The organism is Nonomuraea sp. NBC_00507, assembly GCF_036013525.1.
In the GTDB taxonomy this organism is placed as follows: domain Bacteria; phylum Actinomycetota; class Actinomycetes; order Streptosporangiales; family Streptosporangiaceae; genus Nonomuraea.
Window position 1 is genome coordinate 952,783 of the sequence record NZ_CP107853.1, and the last position, 25,441, is coordinate 978,223.

25 protein-coding genes are annotated in these 25,441 nt (G+C 70.6%); 16 read left to right on the forward strand and 9 right to left on the reverse strand.

The genetic code is table 11. The annotated features are described in order from the left end of the window. Positions 1-144 precede the first annotated feature (144 nt). From OHA25_RS04985 to OHA25_RS05020, 8 genes are all read left to right on the forward strand, one after another. Positions 145-1,041: a glycoside hydrolase family 16 protein gene (locus OHA25_RS04985; RefSeq protein WP_327586425.1), complete on the forward strand. Its 897-nt coding sequence runs from the start codon at positions 145-147 to the stop codon at positions 1,039-1,041. Between the two features lie 150 nt (positions 1,042-1,191). Continuing rightward, the gene (locus OHA25_RS04990) at positions 1,192-1,656 is read left to right on the forward strand and encodes a hypothetical protein (RefSeq protein ID WP_327586426.1); all 465 of its coding nucleotides are present in this window, start codon (positions 1,192-1,194) and stop codon (positions 1,654-1,656) included. A gap of 4 nt (positions 1,657-1,660) precedes the next feature. After that, positions 1,661-2,788 (forward strand): glycosyltransferase, encoded by a 1,128-nt coding sequence (locus tag OHA25_RS04995; protein ID WP_327586427.1) that lies wholly within the window; start codon positions 1,661-1,663, stop codon positions 2,786-2,788. Continuing rightward, entirely contained in the window at positions 2,785-3,978 is a 1,194-nt protein-coding gene (locus OHA25_RS05000; RefSeq protein WP_327586428.1) for a glycosyltransferase, read from the forward strand. Before OHA25_RS04995 ends, OHA25_RS05000 begins: the two co-directional genes overlap by 4 nt. Then, entirely contained in the window at positions 3,968-5,020 is a 1,053-nt protein-coding gene (locus OHA25_RS05005; RefSeq protein WP_327586429.1) for a glycosyltransferase, read from the forward strand. The genes OHA25_RS05000 and OHA25_RS05005 overlap by 11 nt, the downstream gene beginning before the upstream one ends. Beyond that, positions 5,017-7,293, forward strand: a complete 2,277-nt coding sequence (locus OHA25_RS05010; protein WP_327586430.1) for a hypothetical protein — start codon at positions 5,017-5,019, stop codon at positions 7,291-7,293. The genes OHA25_RS05005 and OHA25_RS05010 overlap by 4 nt, the downstream gene beginning before the upstream one ends. After that, a complete protein-coding gene (locus OHA25_RS05015) occupies positions 7,290-8,183 on the forward strand; it encodes a glycosyltransferase family 2 protein (RefSeq protein ID WP_327586431.1) in 894 nt (297 codons plus the stop codon). The genes OHA25_RS05010 and OHA25_RS05015 overlap by 4 nt, the downstream gene beginning before the upstream one ends. Next, the gene (locus OHA25_RS05020; RefSeq protein WP_327586432.1) at positions 8,180-10,573 is read left to right on the forward strand and encodes a glycosyltransferase; all 2,394 of its coding nucleotides are present in this window, start codon (positions 8,180-8,182) and stop codon (positions 10,571-10,573) included. The genes OHA25_RS05015 and OHA25_RS05020 overlap by 4 nt, the downstream gene beginning before the upstream one ends. On the opposite strand, the gene OHA25_RS05025 is transcribed toward OHA25_RS05020, so the two are convergent. Together OHA25_RS05025 and OHA25_RS05030 are read right to left on the reverse strand one after the other, a co-directional pair. Further along, a complete protein-coding gene (locus OHA25_RS05025) occupies positions 10,554-11,441 on the reverse strand; it encodes a glycoside hydrolase family 16 protein (protein WP_327586433.1) in 888 nt (295 codons plus the stop codon). The two genes, OHA25_RS05020 and OHA25_RS05025, sit on opposite strands and share 20 nt — an antisense overlap. 279 nt (positions 11,442-11,720) lie before the next feature. Then, complete coding sequence (locus OHA25_RS05030) at positions 11,721-12,245, reverse strand: MarR family winged helix-turn-helix transcriptional regulator (protein ID WP_327586434.1); 525 nt, start codon at positions 12,243-12,245, stop codon at positions 11,721-11,723. A 40-nt stretch (positions 12,246-12,285) separates the two neighbouring features. Between OHA25_RS05030 and OHA25_RS05035 the strand changes: the two genes are divergently transcribed. Beyond that, entirely contained in the window at positions 12,286-13,239 is a 954-nt protein-coding gene (locus OHA25_RS05035; protein WP_327586435.1) for an EamA family transporter, read from the forward strand. Here OHA25_RS05035 and OHA25_RS05040 read toward each other — a convergent pair. After that, positions 13,217-13,678 (reverse strand): MarR family winged helix-turn-helix transcriptional regulator, encoded by a 462-nt coding sequence (locus tag OHA25_RS05040; protein ID WP_327586436.1) that lies wholly within the window; start codon positions 13,676-13,678, stop codon positions 13,217-13,219. The genes OHA25_RS05035 and OHA25_RS05040 overlap by 23 nt on opposite strands. A gap of 111 nt (positions 13,679-13,789) precedes the next feature. Here OHA25_RS05040 and OHA25_RS05045 point away from each other — a divergent pair, with 111 nt between their 5' ends. Both OHA25_RS05045 and OHA25_RS05050 read left to right on the forward strand, forming a co-directional pair. Next, on the forward strand, positions 13,790-14,635 hold the full coding sequence (locus OHA25_RS05045) for an alpha/beta hydrolase (protein ID WP_327586437.1): 846 nt from the start codon (positions 13,790-13,792) through the stop codon (positions 14,633-14,635). Further along, positions 14,632-14,979 (forward strand): hypothetical protein, encoded by a 348-nt coding sequence (locus OHA25_RS05050; protein ID WP_327586438.1) that lies wholly within the window; start codon positions 14,632-14,634, stop codon positions 14,977-14,979. Before OHA25_RS05045 ends, OHA25_RS05050 begins: the two co-directional genes overlap by 4 nt. Before the next feature lie 143 nt (positions 14,980-15,122). On the opposite strand, the gene OHA25_RS05055 is transcribed toward OHA25_RS05050, so the two are convergent. From OHA25_RS05055 to OHA25_RS05080, 6 genes are all read right to left on the reverse strand, one after another. After that, on the reverse strand, positions 15,123-16,124 hold the full coding sequence (locus tag OHA25_RS05055) for an acyl-CoA desaturase (protein ID WP_327586439.1): 1,002 nt from the start codon (positions 16,122-16,124) through the stop codon (positions 15,123-15,125). 19 nt (positions 16,125-16,143) lie between these two features. Further along, on the reverse strand, positions 16,144-16,560 hold the full coding sequence (locus OHA25_RS05060; protein ID WP_327586440.1) for a UBP-type zinc finger domain-containing protein: 417 nt from the start codon (positions 16,558-16,560) through the stop codon (positions 16,144-16,146). Positions 16,561-16,643: 83 nt separating this feature from the next. Next, positions 16,644-16,859, reverse strand: coding sequence for a hypothetical protein (locus OHA25_RS05065; protein WP_305914273.1), 216 nt, complete (start codon positions 16,857-16,859; stop codon positions 16,644-16,646). A gap of 160 nt (positions 16,860-17,019) precedes the next feature. After that, positions 17,020-18,366, reverse strand: a complete 1,347-nt coding sequence (locus OHA25_RS05070; RefSeq protein ID WP_327586441.1) for a PP2C family protein-serine/threonine phosphatase — start codon at positions 18,364-18,366, stop codon at positions 17,020-17,022. A 71-nt stretch (positions 18,367-18,437) separates the two neighbouring features. Next, positions 18,438-18,698, reverse strand: coding sequence for a hypothetical protein (locus OHA25_RS05075; protein WP_305914271.1), 261 nt, complete (start codon positions 18,696-18,698; stop codon positions 18,438-18,440). Positions 18,699-18,993: 295 nt separating this feature from the next. Then, complete coding sequence (locus OHA25_RS05080) at positions 18,994-19,968, reverse strand: LysR family transcriptional regulator (protein WP_327586442.1); 975 nt, start codon at positions 19,966-19,968, stop codon at positions 18,994-18,996. Between the two features lie 330 nt (positions 19,969-20,298). On the opposite strand from OHA25_RS05080, the gene OHA25_RS05085 reads away from it, so the two are divergent. The 5 genes from OHA25_RS05085 to OHA25_RS05105 all read left to right on the forward strand — a co-directional run bounded on the left by OHA25_RS05085 (position 20,299) and on the right by OHA25_RS05105 (position 25,188). Further along, a complete protein-coding gene (locus OHA25_RS05085; protein WP_327586443.1) occupies positions 20,299-21,438 on the forward strand; it encodes a glycosyltransferase in 1,140 nt (379 codons plus the stop codon). Next, positions 21,435-22,439 (forward strand): glycosyltransferase, encoded by a 1,005-nt coding sequence (locus tag OHA25_RS05090; protein ID WP_327586444.1) that lies wholly within the window; start codon positions 21,435-21,437, stop codon positions 22,437-22,439. Before OHA25_RS05085 ends, OHA25_RS05090 begins: the two co-directional genes overlap by 4 nt. Further along, positions 22,436-23,911: a glycoside hydrolase family 130 protein gene (locus OHA25_RS05095; RefSeq protein WP_327586445.1), complete on the forward strand. Its 1,476-nt coding sequence runs from the start codon at positions 22,436-22,438 to the stop codon at positions 23,909-23,911. Before OHA25_RS05090 ends, OHA25_RS05095 begins: the two co-directional genes overlap by 4 nt. Positions 23,912-24,154: 243 nt before the next feature. Next, a complete protein-coding gene (locus OHA25_RS05100) occupies positions 24,155-24,745 on the forward strand; it encodes a DUF5994 family protein (protein WP_327586446.1) in 591 nt (196 codons plus the stop codon). A 119-nt stretch (positions 24,746-24,864) separates the two neighbouring features. Next, positions 24,865-25,188, forward strand: a complete 324-nt coding sequence (locus tag OHA25_RS05105; RefSeq protein ID WP_327586447.1) for an STAS domain-containing protein — start codon at positions 24,865-24,867, stop codon at positions 25,186-25,188. Positions 25,189-25,441 lie beyond the last annotated feature (253 nt).

Genomic DNA, 25,441 nt, shown 5'->3' on the forward strand with positions numbered 1-25,441 from the left:
GGATCGCCCGTCTCGCTCCTCCAACCACCTCCGGTCACCGCAGCCTCTCCCTTTGGTATTGTCCCGGCCAGGACGGAGCCCCTCGCCGGAAGTCATTATTTATGGGAAGCGCCACGAAACGAAGTCCGAGCGCGAGCCGGCCCGATGACGGCGGCTAACGGCCCGGCCCGTTTCCGCACCTGGATCCTCGCCGCGGCGATCTGCGCCACCGTGGTCGCGGCCAGCGCGGCAGGGGTGCGCACCATCGGTGAGACGCCATCGGACGGGGCTCGGAACGGGGCGACGACGCCGCCAGCACAGTCGATCGAGCCTCCGCCGCTGGCGCTGCCCGAGGCCTCCTGGAAACTGAGCTGGTCCGACGAGTTCAACGGGCGGGGCCGGCCCGCCAAGTGGACCGCCCTGTCCGGCACGAGCTGGTCGAACCGGAAGGCGCTGCACTACTACAGCCCGGCGAACGCGGTGCAGGACGGCTCCGGCCGCCTGGTCATCTCCGGGCTACGGACGCGGGCCGCGGACCGGCCGGCCTGCTGGTACGGCCCGTGCGACTACAGCTCCGCCCGGCTGGAGACCAGGAAGACCTTCGACCAGGCGTACGGGCGGTTCACCGCGCGCATCAAGCTGCCGCTCGGCAAGGGGCTGTGGCCGGCGTTCTGGCTCAAGCGCAGTGACGCCGGCCGCTCGGGCTCCACGACGTACGGCGAGATCGACATCATGGAGAACCGCGGCCACGAGACCCATCTCGTCAGGGCCTACACCCACTCCAAGGGCCGCAAGGGCGGCGGCCAGATCACCCTGCCGGAGCGGCTGGACGCCGGTTTCCACGTGTACGGCGTCGACTGGACGCCCCAGAGCATCACCTGGTGGGTGGACGGCAAGCCGTACGCCCAATACCCGCGCTATCCCGGCTGGCCGTTCGACGAGCCCTTCTACTTGATCCTCAACCTGCAGGTGGGTGGCAGCTGGGTGGGAAACCCGACCACCACGACGCGCTTCCCGGCGCGGATGGTCGTCGACTGGGTACGGGTGTACCGCCAGCGCTGAGCACACCCTTCGCCGCAATGCCGAAATCTACGGATTGGAACGGTCCTTAATAACGTTTGTACCGTTGCGACCGTCATTTTGGGGCACCCGCCTCTTCCGTGCCATTAGGATCAACCATCCCATTGGCATCATGGTGAAGTCACGCCGTAAATGACGCGATTATTTCCCCGTTTCACCTCTTTAACGACTGCCGCCCTGCTCGGCGCGGTCGTCGTGGCCGCGCTCGGCGCGCAGACCGAGCAGGGGCGCCACCTGCTCCTCACGGCCGGGCTGGCCGGCGCGCCCGCCGGGTACACCGAGCTGGCGTTCGCCGCCCCCCAGGCGCTGCCGGCCCGGGTGCCCGCCACGTCGTTCCTGGTCCCGCCCTCCTTCACCATCCGCAACGTCACCGGGCGGCAGCGCGAGTACGGCTGGTCGGTACGCCTGACCGAGTCCGGCAGGACCCGCACCGTCGCCAGCGGGCGGGTGACCCTGGCCGACGGTCAGCCGGTGACGATCAGGCCGCCCACGAAGGCGCTGTGCGAGCCCGGCCCGATCACTCTCGGGGTCCTGCTGGAAGGCGGCGAGGCCATCGCGTTCCGCGCCGCCTGCTCCGCGGACATCGACGAGGGGTAGGCGCGTGCCCAGACGGCCCGTGGTGGCACTCGTCACCGATGCCATCCACCCGTACAGCTTCGGTGGCAGGGAGATCCGCTACCACGAGTTGTACGAGCACTTCACGCCGCACGCCGACCTCCACGTGTTCACCATGCGCTGGTGGCACGGTCCCCGGGTGCGCACCGAGGGCGGCGTCACGTTCCACGCGATCTCCCCGCTGCTGCCGATGTACCGGCACGGTGTCCGCTCCACCTGGCAGGCGCTGGTCTTCGCGGTGGCCTGCCTCCGGCTGCTGCGGCATCGGTTCGACGTGCTCAACGTCGACCAGATCCCGTTCCTGCACCTGTTGCCGCTGCGCCTGGTCGCCACCCTGCGCCGCAAACCGCTGATCGCGACCTGGCACGAGGTGTGGGGCCCCGAGTACTGGCGCTACAGCATGCGCGTCGGCTGGCGGCCGGCGTGGTGGATCGAGCGGCTGGCGATGCGGGCGCCCGATCGCATCATCGCCGTCTCCCCGGAGACGGCCCGGCGGCTGCGGGCTGAGCTCGGCGAGCAGGCCCCGATCACGATCGCACCCAACGGGGTCGACCTCGACGGGGTGAACCAGGCCGCGCCGCACGAGCAGCGCACCGACCTGGTCGTGGTGAGCAGGCTGATGCGGCACAAGGGCCTGGACCTGCTGCTCGCCGCCATCGCCCGGCTGCGGGAGCGCGGCCGCGCGGTCACCTGCCGGATCATCGGCGACGGCCCGGAGCGCGACACGCTGCGCGAGGAGGCCGAACGGCTCGGCATCGCGCACGCCGTGGAGTTCCGGCACGACGTCAGCGAGCAGAAGGACGTGTACTCGCTGGTCAAGGCGGGCCGGGTGTTCGCCTTCCCGTCCACCAGGGAGGGGTTCGGCATCGCCGTGCTGGAGGCGATCGCCTGCGGCGTGCCGGTGGTGACCACCTCGGCCAGGGACAATCTGGCCCAGCATCTGGTGCGGCGCAGCCGGCGGGGGATCGTCTGCGAGCACACGCTGGACGCGTTCGCCGCAGCCCTGGCCGACGCCCTCGACGGGCCCGCGGACGATGCGCCGGCGGAGCCGTGGGTCGGCGAGTACGCCCTGGATTCGATCGCCTCCCACGTGGTGAAGGCGATGCTGCCGTGAGGATCCTCTACGTCAGCCCTTACCCGCCGGCCCGCGACGGCATCGGGACCTACACCCACGTGCTCGCCCGCGCCGTGCGCGAACGCGGCCACGAGGTCGCGGTGGTCGCCGCCCGCCCGCATCCTGACGCGCCCGAGGAGGTCATCGGCGCGCTGGGCGGTGGGGTGGCGCCGCTGCGTGCGGCCGTGGCCAGGTTCCGGCCGGACGTGGTGCACGTGCAGTTCGCGGTGCCCGCGTTCGGCGCCCGTACCTTGGCCGTGGCGCGCTGGCTGGCCGGCCCCGGGGTCCCGGCGGTGGCCACACTGCACGAGGTCAACCGCGACACGGCGCTGTTGCGCGGGCCGGGGAGGGCGCTGTATCGGCACCTCGCGCAGGGCTGCGACCGGCTCATCGTGCACACGCGGGCGGCGCGGGACACGCTCGGCGCTCTCGGGCTGGACGGCTACGCCACGGTGGTCCCGCACTTCTCCGCGCCGCCGCCGTCCGCGACCGGCACCGCCGCCGGCCTGCGGGCCCGCTTCGGGCTGGGTGACGACCGCCTGCTCCTGGCCTTCGGCCACATCCACGTCAGCAAGGGGCTCGACGACCTGGTGCGGGCAATCGCGACGCTGCCGCCCGCGACGCTGGGCGCGGTGCGGGTCGTGGTCGCCGGTGCGGTACGGCGGCGGCACGGCCCGTTCCGAGTGTTCGAGGCACGCGACCACCTGCACCAGGCGATGGTGCGCCGCCTGGCGCGCCGGCACGGGCTGCGCGACCGGCTCGTGTTCACCGGTTACGTGCCCGACGGCGACATCGCGGCCTGGTTCGCCGCGGCGGAGGCCGTGGTGCTGCCGTACCGCGACGCCGAGCAGAGCGGGGTGGCCAACCTGGCCCGCGCCTTCGGCGTACCGGTGATCGCGACCACCGTGGGCGGGCTGGCCGAGCTGTTCGAGGGCTCCCCGTGGGCGGTCCCCCCTGGCGCCCCTGACCGGCTGGCCGCGGCGATCGCCGACCTCCTCGCGACCGGTCCGGGGGGAGGCGGCGTCGCGCGCACGCCGGACATGGTGCCGGACTCGGGCACGCCGGACACCGACCTGAACACGGACCTGAGCACCGACCTGAGCACGGTCACGACGCGGACGATCGCCGTGTACGAGGCCGTTCGCAGCCCGCTCGCCCGCATCCCCGGGAACCGTCCCGATGTCCCCTAGCTTGTCCGTCGTCATCTGCTCCTACAACGGCGCGACCCGCCTCGGGCGGACCCTCGACGCGCTGGCGACCCAGACCACCCACGCCGACCTGGAGATCATCGTCGTCGACGACGCGTCCCTGGACGGGACCGGGGACGTCGCGCGCGGCCACGGGGTCACGGTCATCCGCCACGAGACGAACCGCGGCACGGCGGCGGCACGCGACACCGGCCTGCGGGCCGCGAAGGGGCCGGTCGTGGCCTTCCTCGACGACGACTGCGAGCCCGGCCCCCGCTGGGCCGAGCTGCTGCTGGGCGGCTATGCCGAAGAGGGCGTCGCCGGCGTGGGCGGTCCGATCGTGCCGGTGACCGGGGACGGCTTCCTGCCGCGGTTCCTCGAACGCAACAACCGGCACGAGCCGCTGGAGCTGGAGCTCACCGTCAGCACGGCGCTGCCGTACCGGCTGTGGTTGTACCTGCGGCGGCAGTGGGCGACGGCCGAGGCGGCCCGCGGGCGGCGGGACGTCTACGCCTTCAGCGGCGGCAACATGTCGTTCGAGCGGGAGCGGCTGCTGGCCGCGGGCGGGTTCGACACCAGGTTCCGGTACGCGGCCGAGGAAGAGGACCTGTCCCGCAGGCTCCGACGGGACCGGCCGGGGCGGATGGTCTTCGTCCCCGACGCGCCGGTCGCGCACCGGTACACACCCACGGTGCGCGGAATGCTGCGCCGCAGCCTGGCGTACGGGCGGGGCGCCGCGATGCAGTACCACAAGTGGCCCGCGGTCCGGCCGACGGTGTTCCCCTGGCCGGTCCTCGTCGCGGGCCTCGCCGTCGCGGCCGTCCGGTGGCCGGCGGTCGCGGTCGTGCCGGTGCTACTGCCACTGCTGCTCTACCCGGTGGGGTTGCGGAACGCGGTGACGGGCAGGATCGAGGCGCTCGCCGACCCGTACCTCCGGCTCGCCCAGGAAGCGTGCGAGAATGTCGGCTTCCTGCACGGTCTGTGGGCCTTCCGCCGCATGTTCGCCGAGGACAGGACCGGACGGGGCGGAGGGCAGAGCACGTGACCGTCCGCGAGCAGGACAGGCGTCTGGTGCTGTATGGCGCGGCCCTCGTCCTGATCGTCGGGTTGACCCAGGTGCGCCAGCTGTGGGCGGCCCAGCTGTTGCTCGTGCCGCTGCTGCTGATCGTGCCCGGACGCCTGCTGCTACGGGCGTTGCGGGTGCCGGGCCACCGGCTGGCGGCGTTCCCGTTGTACGTGCCGGCCGCGTCGCTGATCGTGCTCATGGTGTCCGGCCTCGCGGTCACCCTGCTCGTGCCGCTGGTCGACGGCGCCGTCCTCGACGCGGTGTTCGGCCCCGGCTCGGACCCCGGGGCGCCGCTCCGGCCCGGGCCGCTGCTCGCCGGGCTCATGCTGGTCTGCCTGGGGTTGTTCCTCGCCAGCGTGAGGGCGCCGCAGGAGACGGCCGTCCCGTGGCGGTCTCTGCCCTCTGCCGGGTGGTTGTCGCTGCCGTTGCTGCTGCCGCTGCTCGCCGCGGCGGGGGCGCTGCGGCTCAACCACGGGTACGGCCCCGAGGTGGCGATCGCGGCCGTCGCCGGCTGCGTGCTCGTGCTGGCCTTCGGGATCGTCCGAGCCGGGCGGCTCGGGACCGGACGGCCGGCCGTGCTGCTGTACTCCGTCTCGCTGGCCATGATGTGGTCGTATGCGCTCCGCGGCGAGCTGGTCTACGGGTTCGACATCGCCTCCGAGTACGCCGTGGCCCAGGAGACGGCGACCTCGGGGATCTGGGTGACCGGCCCCCACCCCGACGCGTACGGGGCGATGCTCAGCATCACCGTTCTCCCCGCCGAGCTGCACGCGCTGACCGGGCTGCCGGTCCTGCTGGTGCTCAAGGTCGTCTACCCGGCGATCTTCGCGATGTTCCCCGTCGGGATCTTCCACCTCGCCAGGCGCTTCCTGCCGGGCCAGTGGGCGTTCGCCGCCGCCGCGTTCGTGACGGCGCAGGGCGCGCTGTCCCAGCAGTTCCCGGCGCTGGCCCGGCAGGAGATCGCCATGCTGCTGTTCGCCGCGCTGTGCGGGGCCCTGCTCGACGCCCGGCTGCGGCATTTCCCCAAGAGCGCGTTGTTGTGCCTGTTCGGGGCGGGCATCGTGGTCTCGCACTACACGACCGCGTACTTCACTGCCGTGATGCTCGGCGGGGCACTGGTCCTGCAGGCCGCTCTGTGGGCGCTGCGGCGGCCGCGGATCGCGCCGCGGGCGGTCGTGGCGGCGCTGGTGCCCGGGTTGCTCGCCGGGGTGCTCTGGTACGTTCCGATCACCCGGTCGACGGCCAACATCGGCGAGTTCCGCACCGCGCTGAGCTCCGAGGGCCTGCGGCTGCTGCCCGGCGCCGAGACCACCGGGACGCTGCTGTCCGCTTACCTGCGGGGCACCGACGTGACGCGCATCCCGACGTACCTCTACGCCAAGCGGGTGGTGCCCAAATACCGTCCGCCCAAGGCCGCCGTGACGCCTGCCGCCGACGCGGACGATGCCCGATGGGCGCTCGGGGACGCGGGGGTGCCGGTCCCCCCGAAGGTCGCGCCGGCGGTGAGCGCGTCGCTCGACCTCGGCGTGCTGCTGGTCCAGCAGCTGGCGAACCTGCTCGGCCTGATCGGCGCCCTGGTCATGGCCGTGCGCCGCCACTCGTCGTGGCTGGTCCGGCGGATCGGCGTGCTGGCCGTGCCGATGCTCGCCGCCCTGGTGCTGCTGCGCTTCTCCGGCACCCTCGCGGCCGCGTACAACCAGAGCCGCGCCCAGTTGCAGGCGCTGACGCTCGTCACCATCGCCATGTTCTGGCTGCTGCACCGCGTCTCGGCGGCCAAATTCCCCGCCCCGCTCCGCCGGACCGTGTACGGGCTGGCGGGAGCGGCTGTCGTCGTCACCTTCACGACCGGCAGCGGCCTGGACAACGTGCTGCTCGGCGGGGAGCGGGCGACCAACCTCTCGGCGCGCGGCGAGGACTGCGAGCGGTTCTGCATGTACGAGGCCGAGCTGGCGGGGGCGCGCTGGCTCGAAGAGGCGGCACGCGGCTCGCCCGACCGCCTCTACGCCGACCGGTACGCGCAACTGCGGTTGTTCGCCGAGCTCGGGCCGGGGCGGCGGATCCAGACCGACATCACCCCCCTGACCCTGGACCGGCGGGCCTGGGTGTACGCGAGCTGGACCAACACCGCCGTCGGCCGCGCCAGGTCGCTGTTCGACAACCAGCTCGCCCTGTACGCGTTCCCGACCGGCTTCATCGAGGCGCACTACGATCTCGTCTACACGAGCGGAGTCACGAAGGTCTTCCACCGATGATCTCTATCGTCATCATCAGCAAGGACGAGCCCGCGCTGGACGGCACCCTCGACGGCGTCACCGCCGCGGCCGAGTCCGCCGGCCTGCCGTACGAGATCATCGTCGTGGACGCCTCAGAAGGCCGGCTCGACGCCGTTGCCGCCGCCCACCCGCACGTGCGGTGGACGGTCTTCACCCCGCCGCCGGGCGTGCGCGTGACCATCCCGCACCAGCGCAACGCCGGCGTGCGCGCTGCCAAGGGCGAGATCGTCGTGTTCACCGACGCGGGCTGTCTCCCTCAGGGCGACTGGCTGCGCCGTCTCGTCACACCGATCATCGACGAGGGCGAGAGCGTCGTGTCGGGGCTGGTCACCGGCCCCGAGGGGCACGGCAGCCTCTACGACGCCGACGCCCGGCGCCGCGCCGCCGCCCGCTACCTCCCGGAGTGCGGCACCGGCAACCTCGCAGTGCGCCGGGAGGTTTTCGACGGGGTCGCCGGCTTCGACGAGACGTTCGGGTACGGCTCCGACGTCGACTTCAGCTGGCGGGTCCAGGACACCGGGCACCGCATCCGCAGCGCTGGCGACGCGGTCGTCACCCACGAGTGGGGGGACCGCCGCCGGCAGCTCCGCCGCTCCTACGTCTACGGCAAGGCGCGCGCCCGGCTCTACCTCAAGCACCGGGGCCGCCGGGCGCACCTGCTGCGCCGGGAGCCGATGGTCGTGGCGTATCCCCTCTTCCTGCTCGGCCTGCCGCTGACCCTGTGGTTCCCGCTCTACCCGGCGCTGCTGCTGGTGCCGGCCTGGCGCAACCGGCACAACGGTCCGGTGCGGGTCCTCGCCGACCACCTGGCGTACGGCGCGGGCGTGCTCGCCGAACTCGCCGCTCCCCGGGGTCGCGCCGGCCGATGAAGGTGCTGGTCTTCCCCCGCGACAGCAACCCGTACCAGGACCTGCTGCACGGCGAGTTACGCCGGACCGGCGTCCGCGTCCACTACCTGGGCGAGCTGACCTTCTCCCACACGCTCAATCTCCTGCTGCTCCCCGCCGAGCTGGCCGTCCGGCGGCTGGCCGGGGCCCGGATCGTGCACCTGCACTGGGTGTGGAAGTTCGCGCTGCCTGGCGGGGCCTGGATGCGGTGGCCGGCGCAGCTGTGGTTCGCCGCCGTGCTCGGCGTCGTGCGGCTGCTCGGCCTGCGGCTGGTGTGGACCGCGCACAACGTGCTGCCGCACCGGCCCGTCTTCGCCGACGACGCCGCCGCCCGGCGCACTCTGGTACGGCACTGCGACCTCGTGATCGCCCACCACTCGACGGCGCTGCACCGGCTGGCGGCCCTGGACGCGGTGCCGTCCAAGGCCGCCGTGATCCCGCACGGCCCCTTCCCCGCACCACCGCTGCCGCCGCCGGGCCGGTCGGGCGGGCCCCGCACGTTCCTGTTCTTCGGGCGGATCGAGCCGTACAAGGGGGTCGAGGACCTGCTCGCGGCCTTCACGGCGCTGCCCTGCGGGCTGGACGTGCGCCTCGTCATCGCCGGATCATGCCCGGATGCGGCGCTCGCGGCCCGGCTGAAGGCGTCGGCCGTTACCGACGATCGCGTCGACCTACGGCTCGGGCGGGTGCGCGACGAGGACGTCGCGGGGCTGTTCGCGGAGGCCGAAGTCGTCGTGCTGCCGTTCCGCGAGATCACCACCAGCGGCAGCGCGCTGCTCGCGCTCGCCCACGGCAGGCCACTGATCGTCCCCGCGCTGCCCGCCCTGGCGGGGCTGCCGGCCGCCGCCCTGGCCGGTTACCGCGGCGGCGTCACCGGGCTCACCGCGGCCCTGCGGGCGGCGGCGGGCTGGGACGCGGCGACGTTGGCGGCGATGTCGGCAGCGGCGCTGGAGCACGTGAACGGTGTCGGCTGGACCGAGATCGCCCGCGCGACCCGCAACGGCTACGCCACCGTCTTGCGGGATCGGGGCGGGCAGACAGGGGAACGCGTGCGCCTCGATCGGATGGGGGAGCGCGTGAGCCTCGACGCCGCAGGTGGGCCGATGCGGGAGCGTGTCCGCTCGCTGTTCCGCAACGTCCTGGTCCGCGGGACCTTCCTGCTGCTGGCGAACACGGTGCTGCTCGCGGCCGGCGGCTTCGCGTTCTTCACGCTGGCGGCGCGCAACTACCCGGTCGAGGCCGTCGGCTGGCTGACCGCCGTGACCGCGAGCGTCAACCTGCTGTCCACCGTCGCCGCCCTCGGCCTGCCCACCACGCTGCTGCGCCATCTCGTCAAGGCCGACGACCCGCGACGGCTGGCGGCGATCGCCGTGACCGCCGTCGGCGCGATCGGCGGCGTGCTCGCCCTGCTGTCGCTGCTGATCCTGGCGCCGCTGCTGCCCGGCGGTCCGGAGCTGATCCGGCAGCCGGGGACGATCACGCTGGTCACCGTCCTGGTGATGGTCACCGCGGTGGGCGGGACGCTGGACGCGGGGCTGGTGGCGGTCCGGGGCACCGCGGCGCTGCTGGCCAAGAACCTGGCGGGCACCGTGCTGAAGGTGGGCGCGTTGCTGCCGTTGGTCCCGCTCGGGTTCACCGGCCTGGTCCTCGCCTACGGCGGCGGCGCACTGCTCGCCTGCCTGCTCGGCGGGGCGGCGCTGTGGCCCCGGCTGCGCCGCGCCGCAGACCGCGCACGGCCGATGGAGCTGCTGCGGCGGTACCTGCCGTTCTCCACCGCCGGCTACCTGGCGACCGCGCTCGGCATGCTACCGAGCACCGTCGTGCCGCTGGAGGTGCTGGCCGCCCAGGGGCCACAAGCGGCGGCGTACTTCGCGATCGCCTTCCAGGTGGCGGCGTTCCTCACCTTCATCCCTTCGACGAGCGCGCAGGTGCTGTTCGCCGAGGCGCAGCGGATCTCGCTGCGCCGGTACCTGCGCAAGGCCGTGGTGGGGATCTACGGCCTGCTCGTCCCCGCCGTCGCGGTGATCGTGGTCGGGGCGCCGTACATCCTGCGGGTGTTCGGGGACGCCTACTCGGCGCAGGCGGCGGAGACGCTGCGGGTCCTGGCCCTGGCGGCGCTGGTCGGCGCGGGGAACTATCTGGTGGACACGATCCTGATCAGCAGGGACCGCACCGGCGCGTACGTCTTCATGAACGGCGCCAACGCGATCCTGGTGCTGGGCCTGGTGGCGGCGTTGCTCCCGTACGGGCTGACCGCCGCGGCCCTCGGCTGGACGCTCGCGCAGGGCCTGTCCCTGCTGCTGGGAGTGGGCGTGCTGATCGCCGCCTTCGCCCCCGGGCGGCGTGCCGAGGTCAGCGCGGCGGATCGGTAGCGGCGGCGTACACGCGGACGTGGTCCACGATCAGCTGCTGCGGGAAGCGGGTCGTCGAGTCGGGCGGGCCGGGCCAGTCGCCGCCGACGGCCAGGTTGAGCAGGAGGTAGTAGGGCACGTCGAAGTCCCAGCCGCCGGGCGGGGCGTCCGCCTTGTGCTCGGTGGCGTAGACCTGGCCGTCGACCAGGAAGGAGATGCGGTCGGGATACCAGTCGGCGGCAAAGGTGTGGAAGTCGTCGGCGAACCTGCCACCGTCGGGCAGCCGGTAGGAGTTGAGCGCGTCGTAGCCCTTTTCCCCGTGCAGGTTGCCGTGGACCGTGTCCGGCTCGCGCCCGAGGTGCTCCATGATGTCGATCTCCCCGCGCCCGCTGCCCTGCGGAGAGCGCCGCGCCCAGAAGGCCGGCCACATGCCCTGACCTCTGGGCAGCTTGATGCGGGCCTCGATCCGCCCGTAGCGCTGGACGAACTTCCCCGCCGTGAACAACCGGGCGGAGGTGGCCGCGCACACGCGGGGGCTGCAGTCGTGGGCGCCCGCGTCGTCGGACCGGGCGGTGATGACCAGCCGGCCCTGGCCGTCCACGACCGCGTTGCGCGGCGTGTAGTACTCCAGCTCGTTGTTGTAGCCGAGATGGTCGTCGACCAGATTCCACTTCGCCGGATCCGGCGGCCCGGCGGGACCGTCGAACTCGTCCGCCCAGACCAGCCGCCACCCCGCCGGCGCGTCCGACGGAGCCTTCGACGGAGCCCTCGCCGACGTCGGCGCGCTCTCACGCCCGGTCACCACGTAGAGCGTGGCCGCGACCGCGACCGTGAACGTGAGGACCAACGCCCCGGCCAGCCACCAGCCCGTCCGATCACGGCGGGACACCGCCCTGGCAGCGTGGGGCGAACCGCTCGCACCTGGCGCCCGCCGGTGGTGCGCACCTCCGCGGGGATCCCGGTGCCATGCGCGGTCATCGGACACGGACCCCTACCCTCCCGACGGCATGATGTGTCATCGTACGGTGCTTCTCCGGTGAGCCCGAGCCTCCGCAAGCGCTTCCCCGCGCTCTGCACCACCTACCAAACACGGGTGTACGGCTGCGCGGCAAGCCAGGCCGGGCACCAGGTGGCCCAGCGCCACGCACGCCTGGCGCCTGACAACGGATCACCCGCTGCTGGGAGGGCGCGAATGCTCCATGCGGGAGAGCCAGGTCGTGAGCAGTGTTTCGAGCGTCTCGGCCTCTGTGGGCGTCAGCAGATCCAGCAGGTCGCGCTCGTTGCGCATGTGCTCGGTGAAGGCTCGGTCGATCAGTTCGCGCCCAGGTCTGGTGAGGGCGACGATCCGGCCACGCTGGTCGCCCTGGGAACGGCGGCGGGTGACGAGTCCGGCTCGCTCCAGGCGGTCGATCCTCTTCGTCATCGCGCCGGTGGTGACCATGGTGTGTGCGGCGAGCTCGCCGGGGGCCCGTTCGTAGGGCTCACCGGCGCGGCGCAGGGCGCACAGGACGTCGAATTCTCCCTCGCTGAGACCGTAGCGGCCGTAGACGAGGCAGAGTCTCTCGGTGAGCTGGTCGGCCAGGCGGTGCAGCCGGCCGATCACTCCCTGTGGGGAGACGTCAACGTCGGGACGTTCGCGGCGCCAGTCGGCCTGGATGCGGGCCACGCGGTCCAGCGGTTGCCGATGTTCCATGGACACCAATATAGCTTCCTGGGAAGTTATATTGTCTTCCATGGAAGCTAATGTGCGCTGGGTGGCACTGACCGCGGTCGCGCCGGTGGCCTGGGGGGCCAACTACTTCGTCACCCACGAGTTCCTCCCCGCAGACCGCCCACTGCAGGGAGCAGCTCTGCGGGCGCTGCCCGCCGGCCTCGTTCTGCTGGCCTTGTGCAGGCAGCGGCCACGCGGCGCGTGGTGGTGGCGATCCGCCGTGCTCGGGCTGCTCAACGTGAGCGTGTTCTTCGTCCTCGTCTACGCCGCCTCTCAGTTGCTTCCGACGAGCGTCGCCTCGACCGTCATGGCGGTGTCGCCGCTGACGATGATGCTCATTGCCTGGTCCCTGGTGTCCGAGCGGCCCAGCATCGCGCACCTCGCCGGCGCCGTGATCGGGCTCGCCGGGGTGTGTCTCATGCTGCTCACGGGGGTGGGAGGCGTGAGCGTGCCAGGAGTCCTCGCCTCGGTCGCTGCCGTGCTGGTTTCGTCCTTCGGCCACATCTTGGCCAAGCGGTGGAGCGCCGGTGCCGATGTCCTCGCCTCGACCGCCTGGCAGCTCACCGCCGGAGGTCTGTTCCTGCTCCCGGTCGCCGCAGTTGTGGAGGGCCCTCCGCCCGCGCTCTCCACACCGGCGCTCCTCGCATTCGGCTATGTCGCCCTGGTCGCCACCGCGCTGGCCTTCGCCGCCTGGTTCGCCGGGCTCCGGCGCTTGCCTGCGGGGACCGTGGGTCTGATCGGACTGCTCAACCCCGTTACGGGCGTGCTGCTCGGCACCGCGGTCGCCGGAGAGGTGCTGACTGTCCAGCAACTGTGCGGGCTGGTGCTGGTCCTGGTCGGAGTAGTCCTCGGTCGACCTGCGCCCGCGGGCCGACGTGGCGGCAGCCAGGCACCGCTCCATCCTGCATCTGACGAGTCTCGCGCGGTCGCACTCCGGGTGAACGGTCGGAGAGCTAACCGCGTTCGAGGGCGATGACCTCTTCCAAGGCGCGCCGCAGCACGGTGACCTGGTCCGCGCCGAGATGCCGCGACCACCGCTGCTCGATGTCGGCGAGGATCCGGGCCGCTGCGACCTGGGCCATCGTGCCCTGGTCGGTGAGGCGGATGATCTTGGCGCGGCGGTCGCCCGCGTCGGGCACGCGCTCGACGTAACCCTGATCCTCAAGTTCGCCGACCAGTTCGCTGATCGCCTGCTTGGTGAGTCCGGAGCGTTCGGCGAGCGTGGTCAGCCGCGAGCCTTCGGCGTCGATGAACCGGAAGACGGAGCCGTGCACGTACCGGATCCCCTCGAACCCTTCGTCGGCCAGCCGCTGGTGAAGTCGTCCGAGCGCGATGTCCTTGGCCTGCGTGAGCAGGGTGGGGAGGGGCACGTTGGGCTGGTCTTGCTGCTCGCGCGTTGGGGATCGCCTCGTCATCGCCGTGTGGTCTCCCTTCCATGCGATTTCGTCAGGCAGCTTGACGATATCAGCAGGCATGGTAAAGTCACTTGACTGTCAGGTCGCTTGACTAATTTGCTGGAGGATCAGATGCGAAACCTTGCCGAACAGCGCGAGCAGTTCGCGGCCATGCTCACCAGGCCCTTAGCCGCGAATGTCGCTTCATCGGCGACCACACTCGGCGGGCGGCCGGCACTGGAGCTGCGGATCGGAGCGCCCGGCACGGCAGGCGAGGACGTGCTGCTGTATCTCCACGGCGGCGCCTTCGTGGTCGGGTCGGCGCGTGTCACCGCCCACCTCACCGTCGCGCTGCTGCAGCACCTCGATGGCCGGGCGATCTCGCTCGACTACCGGCTGGCGCCGGAGCATTCGTTCCCGGCCGCGTCCGATGACTGCCTGGCGGCCTACCGCGAGCTGCTGGACTCCGGCACCGACCCCCAACGGCTGATGATCGCGGGCGACTCGGCCGGAGCCGGGCTGGCCGTGGTCACCATGCTGCGCGCCCGGGACGCGGGCCTGCCGATGCCGGCGGCGGCTGTCCTGTTCTCACCAGCGGTCGATCTCACCCTCAGCGGCGCGAGCATGCGGTCCAAGGACGGGGTCGACCCCATCTTCACCCCGGCCGATCTCGAGTGGTACTTCGATCAGTACGTCGCCGGCGGTGACAGGTCGGCGCCCGAGGTGAGCCCGGTCTTCGCCGACCTCACGGGGCTGCCGCCCCTGCTGATCCAGGTCGGATCGAGCGAGCTCCTGCTGGACGACGCCGTACGGCTGGCCGGGCGCGCAGGGGCGGACGAGGTCGCGGTGACGTTGGAGGTCGCTCCGCGCCAACCGCACGTGTTCCAGCACAACGAATCGGCCGAGGCGGCAGCGGCGCTGGAGCGAGCCGGCCGGTTCCTGGCCTCCCGGCTTCGTGGCAGGAAGGAAGAATCGTGAGTCGGCTGGCCGAGCATGTGATGGGGCCGGTGCTCAGGCCCCAGGTCGAGCAGTACGGCTCACACCTGCTCCGATACACGCCCGAGCGCGACGCGTACCCAGGCTCGGACCTGCGCAGGAAGGTGATCGTGGGAGAGGCAGGCTCCGGCGTGGCCAACCGATACGCCACGCACGGCTGCACGGTCAACGACCTCATCCGCGACGACGTGGACTGGGACGGCGCCGGCGCCTTCATGGCGCACGTCGCCCACGTCACCGGCGAGCTGGTCCGGACCAAGGTCCTCACCGACGCGGAGAAGGACGCGATCGTGGACGCGGCCACTCGATCCGGCTTCGGCCGCTGAGCCGTCCCACCTGTCATGGAGGCGGCCGCGGGCCACTGCCGCGCGAAAACGGCGGACCGCCGCTCGCTCGGTTCGATCAGGGGCCGCCAGGTGGTGCCCGGCCCGGGTGGAGGTGCCGGCAGCGACACCGCACGCGGCATCGCTCAGTCTCCAGCCGGGGCGCGGGCTTGTGATGGCGGCGCGGCGCGGCGGCGTTGGACGCGGTCGGCATCGGGCCAGTGCACGTCGCTGGCCCAACCCAGCCGCTCCAGGAGGCGGATCACCCCGCCCGCCGGGTCGATTTGGCCCCGCTCGAGACCGTGACGGGCGCAGCTGGGCTCGCTGTGATGGCCGTTGTGCCAGCTCTCGCCGAAGGACAGCAGGGCCAGCGGCCACAGGTTGGTGGAGCGGTCGTGGCGGCGGGTGTTGAAAGGCCTGCTGCCGACGACGTGGCACAGGGAGTTGACGCTCCAGGTGACGTGCTGCAGCAGCGCGATGCGGATCAATCCGGCCCACAGGAAAGCGGTCAGGCCACCGTACAGGGTGCCGGTGATCGCCCAGCCGGCCAGGAACGGCAGCGCGAGCGACAGCGCACACAACGCGGAAAAGGCGCGTGTCACCCGGGCCATGGCCGGATCGGCCAGCAGGTCCGGGGCATAGCGCTCGGCCGACGTTTGGTCGTCGGTGAACATCCAGCCAAGGTGAGCGTGGGCAAGCCCCCGAAGCTGCCCGCGAAGGCCGGTTCCGTATCGGTAGGGAGAGTGCGGATCGCCCGGCCGATCAGTAAACGCGTGATGGCGGCGATGCACCGCCACCCAGTCGATCACGTTGCCCTGGAAGCCCATCGAACCAGCGACCGCCAACGCCACGCGCAGCCATGGCCGCGCAGTGAAAGAACCATGAGTCAGCAGCCGATGGAACCCGACCGTCACGCCCAGCCCGGTCACCACATACAAGCCCGCGGCCAGCAGCAGATCGGTGAACGCCACTCCCTGCCCCCACGCCAGGAAGATCGCGACACCGAGCGCAATGAACGGCACCACGACGATCGCCGCCGTCAGCCACACCTGAGCACGACCGACCGGCGCGTGTCCTGCTGCCCCGGGGAACGGCGATGCGCCGTCGTAGTCCTGACGGCGTTCCGCCGCCTGCTCGGAAACGGTCATGGAATCTCCTTCATCTCGTCTATACGGTCCGGCGGTGCACGTAACACCAACGCCACGTCGACCGTGGCTCCAGGACGGTGACCACCGGGTGGTCGGTCTCCCGGTAGTGGGCACGGGCATGACGCCCGGGTGAATCATCGGAACAGGCCACCCACCCGCAGGTCAGGCACACCAGCAACCGCGTCCAGGTCTGGCCGAGGGCCAGACATCCCTTGCATTCGGGTGGTCCGTACTCCACAGCCGGGAGCAGGTCGACGTGATCGCAGCGCGGCGCCTGACCATTCAGGCGTGCGCGGTCGGTCGCGCTCGTTCTTTGTGCGTCCAGGGTCATGACGACCCCCTCACCGTGACGGCGACGCAAGCTGCGCCGACTGGTCACCCACCACTCAAGGTGCTCGGCGAGCCCGCGGAAACACGCAATCCCAGCTAGCCTCATCACCTGAGGCGATAGCGAGCCACGGCTCTCGCAGTGAGTGCCGATCAACCTGATCACACGTTTCGGTGCGGACCGCACACCCGTTACGGCTCCCTCCTGGCGAGCGCGTGGTCGGCCTCGGTGCTGAGCAACCGGGCGGCGGCAGCCACCTCAACCAGCTGACCAGGCGTCATCGCCTCAAGACAGACGGCGAGCCGCTGCCGGTCACCGCGGCAGGCCATGCTCGTCGCGTTCTGAAAGGCGAGTGCGCGCGAGGCTGTGCCGATCGCCTTCAAGACGTCGGCCAGTGCCTGATCCATGTCATCGTTCGGATCCGGCCGCCGCGGAGGTCGATCATTCATCACTCTTCACCGTGCCGTCCTTGAGATCCGAGAGTTGTCCGATCCCGTCGTGCCCACTACAGGCCGGGGCTCTGCGCCCGGTGCCGGCTGTGGCCAACAGGAGAGCGTCCCCAGAGGGTCAGTTTTGCGGCGTCTCCGAGATCAGAACCGTCTGGTCGTCCCGGCAGCGTCCGGCCGGTGAGCACGGCTGATGATAAGCCTTGCCCGCGACCGCATCAGCAGAATGTTCAGAACGGTCAAAGACCTCGGCCAGGTGGTCGGCGGTTCCGCCGCACCATTCGACCAGGAAGAGGGTCGCGTCATCACTTGTCGTCCCCTTCCTCTGCCGCATCAGGGTGTGAGAAAGGCTTCGTACCATCTGCTGCACGCTTCTCGTCATGGGCCCGACACGCTCGATGGAGTTGATCAGACGTTCTTCGCCGAACTGCTCACCACCGATCTCGTGCTCTTCGACAAGACCATCGGTGTAGAACAGCACCCGATCGTGACGCATGAGCTGGCGCGTGTTGATCTGCGGGGCGGCACCGCCAAAACCGACCGGTCGGGTGCCCGCACCTTCCAACGCCTCAATGACCCGGTTGCCGCGGATCAGCAACGGCGCCGGATGTCCCGCGTTGACCCATTCCAAGTAACCCGACCCGATATCCAGACGCGCCATCTGCGCCGTGACGAACTGATCGGGACCGAACTGCTCATTGATGGCGGTATCCATGAATTCATACAATTCGGCAAGCCCCACGTTGGCGCGCCTGGCACGCCGATAGGCGCCAATGGCCACGGTCGCCAGCACAGCGGCGTTCAAACCATGGCCCATCGCGTCAATAACGGCCATGTGCAGGACCTCGTCGTTGAGGGCGTAATCCAAGCTATCCCCGGCGACGTCATAGGCCGGCTCCATGATCCCGGCAACCGCGACCTGCGGGATGGCCATGGACAACGGGGGCAACAGCGACCACTGGATCTCCGCCGACACGCTCATCGGCTCGCGACGCCGCGCCCGGGAGAACTCGTCTGTATAGCTGTTCTTGATGACGAGCATATCGGCGACCAGGCCGGCCAGCCGTCGCAGAAATCGGCGGTCGTCGTCGTCGACCCTGCTGAGGGTCAGGGCCATCACCCCGACCTCGTCACTGCCATCAAGCAGCGGCAGGAACATCCGGATGCCGTCGGCCACCGGATGCTCCTGCCTCGCCTCGCTGACAAAAGCCTCACCTGCCCATGACCCGTCAATGGGCACGGGATCGCCCCCCATGAGCCCCCTGCCCGGCAGCGGCACCAACATCACCTGGTCATAGGCCAGCAGCAAGATCGACACATCCCGGCCACCGATCCTGCGCACCTCCTCCGCCACCAACGGAGCGATGAGCTGTGGCGGCATAGCGTGAGCCCGGTCCAGCAACTGCCCCAACAGCCGCTCGCCGAAGCCTTCCGACCGGTCCACCACAACCTTGCGGCTCTCCGGCACACGTCCCGTCATAACTGATCCGGTTCCCCCGTACTGGATTCCCTGCCGTGTCATGTTGGGCAGCCCGCCCGCTACAGGTACTGGCCCGCCTCGGCGCTGTCTGTCTTCGACACACGCACCGACACCACATTGGCGAGGTTGATGACCACGCCGTGCACGTCAGCCTCACGGTCATATCTCGCCCGCATCAACACCAGGCTGCGCCGCTCGTCCACAGCACGTGCGACCGCCGCCACCGCCTCCGGCTCCCCAGCGAAGTCCCCGCTCATCACGGAGATGTCTTCACCGCCCACCAGGCGGAATCGAATGATCAACGCGACATTCTCTGACACGGCCGGCCCCCTCTCGCCAGAATCCGCAAGGAGCACCTGCCCAGCATCGAACGCTGTAGGCAACTGCCCTCCACATCCGCCTACCGTGCCGGCGGCCATCGCTAACCCTGCGACGGCGCCACGCTGGTCCGCCAGACTCACCAGCGCTACCGCACGTCCCGCGCGGTCACCGACTACCAGGAGTTCGCCCGCATGCCGCACTTCGCCCTCGGCACGGGAACAAGTCGCGGACCACGCCCTCCACTGTCTGCAGCACCTGGGCTTCGTGGCGTACACCATGGTTCGAGCCGGCGCATCAGACAGGCTCATCGCTGTGGCTGATGACGCTCGGAGCCCCTCCGCCGGGCGTTGGTCCGGTGGGCGGGACGGCGGGTTCCAGCCAGCCGAGCCGCTCGGCGAGTTGGCGTGCGCTGTCGATGACGGTGGCGATGTGGGGAGAGGGGTTGGCGTCGTACCACAACAGTGACCAGGGGTAGTGCGTGGCAGGTTCGATCAGGGGCCGCCAGGTGGTGCCCGGCCGGGTGGAGGTGCGAAAGGAGGAGGGGACGCAGTGCACGCACCGGCGCTGGAGTACGAGGTCAGCCGCGGCGCGGGTGCTCTCAACGGTTCCCTCGTAGATGGTGGGCGCGAACCCGGCCGAACGGCACAGCTCGAGGACGAACTGGTTGAGCTCCGGCGTCTGGGATTCCTCGCCGAGCAGCAGGGGTTCGTCAGCGAGAGCGGCGACGCGTACGCCGTCCGTCATGTCGGCGAAGTCGTGGTCGTCGGGCACCAGCACGCCGAGCGGATCGAGCCTGATCAGCTTGGACTTCACTGCGGCCGGGGTCTGGCCAGCAGGTCCGATGGCGATGTCCAGGCGGCCGTCGGCCAGTTGCCGGTACTGCTCGGGGGTGCCTGCTTCGACCTGGTGGATCGTGATGCCGGGATGGGCGTGTTGGAATTCGCGCAGGATCTGCGGCATGGTGTCGTAGCCGGCGTCGATGATACCGACACGGAGCGTGGGCGCTGACGCGACGGCGTTGCGTGCGGCTTGCCCGGCGCGGCCCACGTGGTCGAGGATCTGGCGCGCCTCGATGAGGAAAGCGGCGCCCGCCGGGGTCAGAGCGACGTGGTGGGTGCTGCGATCCAGCAGTCGCACGCCCAACTCGCGTTCCAGCCGCTGGATCTGCTGGCTCAGCGCTGACTGCACGATGTGCTCGCGGGCCGCGGCCCGGCCGAAATGCAGCTCTTCGGCCAGCGTCACGAAATAGCGCAGCTGACGTAGCTCCATGCCCGCCAACCCTTTCTGCTGAGCGGCGCCGATCCAGGCGTCTCCCCCACTCTAAGTGCCTCGTGGATTGTGGGCTCATGGAGGAGCGTTGGCGCTACTGGGAGACCCTGGCGGCAGACGGAACGAAGATCGGCGTCAGCGACTGATAGTGTCAAATGGCCGCAGACCACGCCATCAGCTGAGGGTCGCGACCGCCGGGCCCCCGATATGAGGCGGGCCCCCGGTGCAGGCTCCGGGCTCCACCGCACAGGCAGACGGGGTAGCCGTCTTCACCGCGCGAGCCGCATCGGCGTGCGTTCTGGTGCGGCTGGATGACCGAAAGGCAGGGCAGTGGCCCTCACATACGGCTTTCTCAGCACGCACCCGCCCACCCAATGCGGGCTCGCGACCTTCAATTCCGCCCTCGCCGCCCATCTCACCAGGGGCGGTGTGTTCGGCGGGATCGTCCGTGTCACCGCGGAAGGCGACGACGAACGGCCTCAGCCGTGGGTCGTGCACACCTGGACTGCGAACACTCCCGGCGGGTGGAGGACCGCGGCCGCCGCTCTCGAGGACTTCGACGTAGCCATCGTGCAGCACGAGTACGGCATCTACCCCGGCGCGGACGGCCGGGACGTCCTGCCGCTGCTGCGTTGCCTCATCGTGCCGAGCATCGTGGTCCTGCACACCGTCCTGGCCAGGCCCACTCCTCAGCAGAAAGCCCTGCTCGAGGAGATCGGGGCCGCCGCCGGCGCGATCGTCACCATGACCGGCACCGCTCGTGACCGATTGACGGCCGGCTACCGGGTGGACGCCGGCAAGGTGTTCGTCATCCCGCACGGTGCCGCCGAGCATCTGCGGGGCCCAGCTCGGCGCCGCCCTCGTCCGCATCTGCTCACCTGGGGCCTGCTCGGGCCCGGTAAAGGCATCGAGTGGGCGTTGCGCGCGCTCGCGCTCCTGCGAGGCCTCGACCCGTCACCGACCTACACGATCGCCGGAAAGACCCACCCCAAGGTGCTGGAACACCAAGGCGAGGCCTATCGCAACCGCCTGTATGAACTCGCCGCCCGGATCGGGGTGTCCAAGGCCGTACGACACGACCCTGTCTACCGGGATCAGGACTCGCTGAGCCGACTCATCCGCTCGGCGGACGTCGTCGTGCTGCCCTATGACTCGGCGGAGCAGGTCACATCCGGCGTCCTCATCGAGGCCGTGGCCGCGGGCGTGCCGGTCGTCGCCACCTCCTTCCCCCACGCAGTGGAACTGCTCACCTGCGGTCCAGGACTTCTGGTCCCCCACGGCGACCCCGCAGCGCTCGCCTCCGCCGTACGCCGTGTCCTCACACAACCCGGGCTGGCCGACGATCTCACCGGCCGTACCCGCGCCCTGATCCCGACCCTGCTGTGGCCCGCGGTCGCAGCGCGATACGACGGCCTCGCCCGGTCGCTCCTCGCGCAGAGGCCGGCCGCGACGGCCGCGGTGCTGCCGTGAGCACCGTCACTCCCGGATTCAGGCACCTGGTCCGGATGAGCGACGACACCGGCCTGTTCGAGCATGCCCGGCACGCCACCGTCTTGCGCCATCACGGTTACTGCACCGACGACGTCGCCCGCGGCCTCGTCGTCGCCAGCCGGGAGCCGCACCCGGCGCACCGCCTGACCCGGCTGAGCGAGTGCTATCTGGCTTTCCTCACGCACGCTCAGGATCGTTCCGGCGCGTTCCGCAACAGGCTCGCCTTCGACCGGCGCTGGAGTGACCGGCCAGACGTCGGCGATTGGTGGGGCCGGGCGATGTGGGGCCTGGGCACCGCGGCGGCCCGCACCTCCGCTCCGTGGATACGGAAGGAGGCTCTGCGCGCCTTCACCCTCGGGGCCGAACAGCGCTCCCCACATCCGCGCGCCATGGCCTTCGCCGGGCTCGGCGCGGCGGAGGTCCTACGCGCCACCCCGGACAGCAGCGTGGCCGCAACCATGCTGATGAACGCCGTGGAGACGATCGGTGCTCCCTCTGAGAACCCCTCCTGGCCGTGGCCACAGCCGCATCTGACGTACGCCAACGCCGCTCTCGCCGAGGTGATCATCTCCGCCGGAGACCTGAGCGATGACCGGCAGCTACTCAGCGTCGGCCTGCGCATGCTCACGTGGCTGTGTGACATTCAGACGAAGAACGGCCGGCTCTCGGTCGTGCCCGCCGCCGGCTGGCGGCAGGGCGCGCCGCGGTCTCGCTACGACCAGCAGCCGATCGAGGTGGCCGCGCTCGCCGACGCCTGCGCCACCGCCGGGCTCGCGACCGGTGACCCTTCATGGCAGGAGAAGGTACGGGGGGCAGTGGAGTGGTTCCAGGGTGCCAACGACGCCGGCGTTCCGATGTGGGACCCGGCGACCGGCGGAGGCTACGACGGCCTGACCGAGCAAGGCCCGAACCTCAACCAGGGCGCGGAGTCGACCATCGCGCTGATCTCCACCATGCAACACGCCAGGCGGCTCGCATGACCACCAGGGATCTGGCCACACGGCTCGGCCCGACGCTGTCTCCCGACCCGCGAAGAGTGATCATCAAGCTCTTCGTGCCCGGCGAGGACGCCGCGCTCACCCGTAGCCGGGCCGCCGCGCTGATCGACCGCGTCCTCCTCCTCGATCATGACCAGACGACCGAGATGCTCCAGCGGACGCTGCGGCGATTCGGCGGGCGGCACCACGACCTTGAAGCGACCTTCGCCCATCACCACGACCTGATCCGCCATCGCGTCCCGCGCGACGTCGACCTGTCCCTGCCGGCCCGCCTCCTCGTGGGCGCCTACTTCAGTCACGAGTACGCCGTGGAGGCCGCCGCGGTGTGCAACCCGTCGATGATCCCCCATCCCGACCAGTCCGGCCTGAGCACCGGACAGCTCCGCGTGGCGATCAGCCTGCGGCAGATCGGCGAGGGCCATCTGTCCTCCATCGGCTTCACCACGGCAGTGCTCGGGCCCGGCTCCGACCTCGGCATCGCCGACCGCTCCGGGACACTCTCCGTCGGACGCCGGCACCGGACCCATCATCGGCGCGACCTGCTCGCCGCCGGACTCGCCGACGACGCCTGGGACAACGAGGTGACGGCCAGCATGCTGCGATCCCTGCCGGAACGTTTCGAGGACGACGACTTCGAACACGCGATCGCCCAGCTCCCCACTGACCTGCTCACTCGCACCAGCACGCAGTCGACCCTCGAAGAGATGCGCCGCGCGACGCGCTTGGACTACGCCGTGGCATTCCCCGCCGAGCTCCCACTTCACCGGCGAGTCCTCTGGCCGGCGACCGCAGCCGAGTGCAACGGCATGGAGGACGCACGATTCGTACGGATCATCGACGAAGACGGCAGGCCGTCGTACCGCGCCACTTACACCGCCTACGACGGGCAGCACATCCGTTCTCACCTGATCGCCAGCGACGACCTGCGCCATTTCGAGATCACTCCCATGCGCGGCCCCGCCGCCGTGAACAAGGGCATGGCGTTGTTTCCCCGGCTGGTCGGCGGACGCAGGCTGGCGCTGTGCCGTTCCGACGGCGAGACCACCGGACTCACCGCCCTTGACCGGCACAACAGGTGGCAACGGCCGGTACCCCTGCACACCCCGCGCCGGGACTGGGAACTCATCCAAGTGGGCAACTGCGGATCCCCCATCGAGACCAGATTCGGCTGGCTCGTCCTGACCCACGGCGTCGGCCCCATGCGCGACTACGCCATCGGCGCCCTGCTGCTCGACTCGCACCAGCCACAACGCGTCATCGCCGAACTCCCCGGCCCACTGCTCACCGCCGACGGCTCCGAACGTGAAGGCTACGTGCCCAACGTGGTGTACTCCTGCGGCGGCCTCCTCCACGATGACGCCGTGTGGCTGCCCTACGGGGCGAGCGACACCCGCATCGGATTCGCCCATGTGCCGCTCGACACCCTCATCAAGGAGATGCGTCCACCACAGTGACGAATGGCCGCCCATCGCATGTGGCCCTTCCGCCTGCGGACTGCTTTCACGACCGAGATCGCCATGCGGCTAGCCTGCGGTTCAACGGCCCCAACACGATCAAGCCGGCCAGCTCATTCGCGGGAGATGAGGTAGAGTAAAGGCACCGAGGACATTTCGAGCGTTGGCACTCAGGCTGGCGTCGCCCGCGGCGAACCAACGCTACCGGTCCCTCTGCGGAGGGCCTGGACGGGTCAGGCGACCATGACGCCGATACTTCTTTCTCAACGCACACCGCTCAGCTCTGCCTCATCCGCGATCCCTCAGGTCGATTCCGCGCTACGCCTCAGTCTCCACCCGGTGCTGGATCGGCGAGCCGTGGTGAACGGGGCCTGGTGGCCCTACTCCCGCGACGCGAGGGCCGAACTGCCTGGCCTCATCGCCGCCGTGGACCAGCTGCTTGGCCGGGTCACGCTCCGCATCGGTGTGCACCGGGACGCGTGGCAGCGCGTCCCGCGCCGGATCCCGGCACGCGGGCGGCAGGTCCCGGTCGGCTGGTTCCACCACGCCGATCCGCGTGTGATCATTCTATTCTTCGCCGCCGTCGAGCCGGTCGTCCTGCTGATCATCCCGCCGGGTACCGCCGCCGGCCCTGCCGAGGCCACGCTCAAGCTCACCGCCCAGGACACCACCGGCTGGACTGTCGACGCCATTTTCACCCTCGCGCACCTGCCGCCCGACCCCGCTGTCCGCGCGACGCCCGCCGGCAGTTCGGCCCGCTGGGAGAACGAGGCCGGATCGGTCACCGAGCAGGAGGCGCAGTCCACCGTCAGACGGCTGTCAGCGCCGGCGTGACCACGTGCCGCCTGCCGGCCAGATTGAGCGGTTCAGGCACTGCCCGTTCTGGCAGCGGACCGATCTCCGGCCGGCAGGTTCCTCATCCCATTTTCAGCCTCTCCGAACAGGAGACTTCCTTGACCGTCATCGACACCGTCCCGTTCCACGGGGCGACCGCCTCCGCCTCTACCCTCGTGCACCTGGCCGGGGACATCGACATCTTCACTACAGCGCAGCTGCGCCAGCGACTGCTGAACGCCCTCAGCCACAGCTCCAGCCTGCTCATCCTGGACCTGTCCCAGGTCACCTTCTGCAGTGCCGGCGGGCTGGGTGTGCTGCTCGGCGCGCAAGGCCGGGCCCAGGCACGGGGCATCACGCTGGCCTTGACCGGCATGCCCCCGTTCATGGCCCAGCTGCTGCGCGTCACCGGTCTGGATCGGCGCTTCCCGATCGTGGCGTGAGCCGCGAGGCCGACCCCCTGGCCCGACCACGGGCCGGGGGCCTTGCTGGGAGATGGCCGCATGCGCGGTAGCGATGCCAGTGCTGATCGGCCACACTGACGGCGATGTCGGCCGGGCTGCGGTCGGCCCCGACCAGGTTCACGCGCCGGTTGCCGGCGATGGCCAGCACGTAGCCGAGGTCAAAATCCCGGCCCTCGGATCAAGCTGATAAACTGATCACTACTGTTTGAGCCTTCTTGGCCGGAGCAACTCC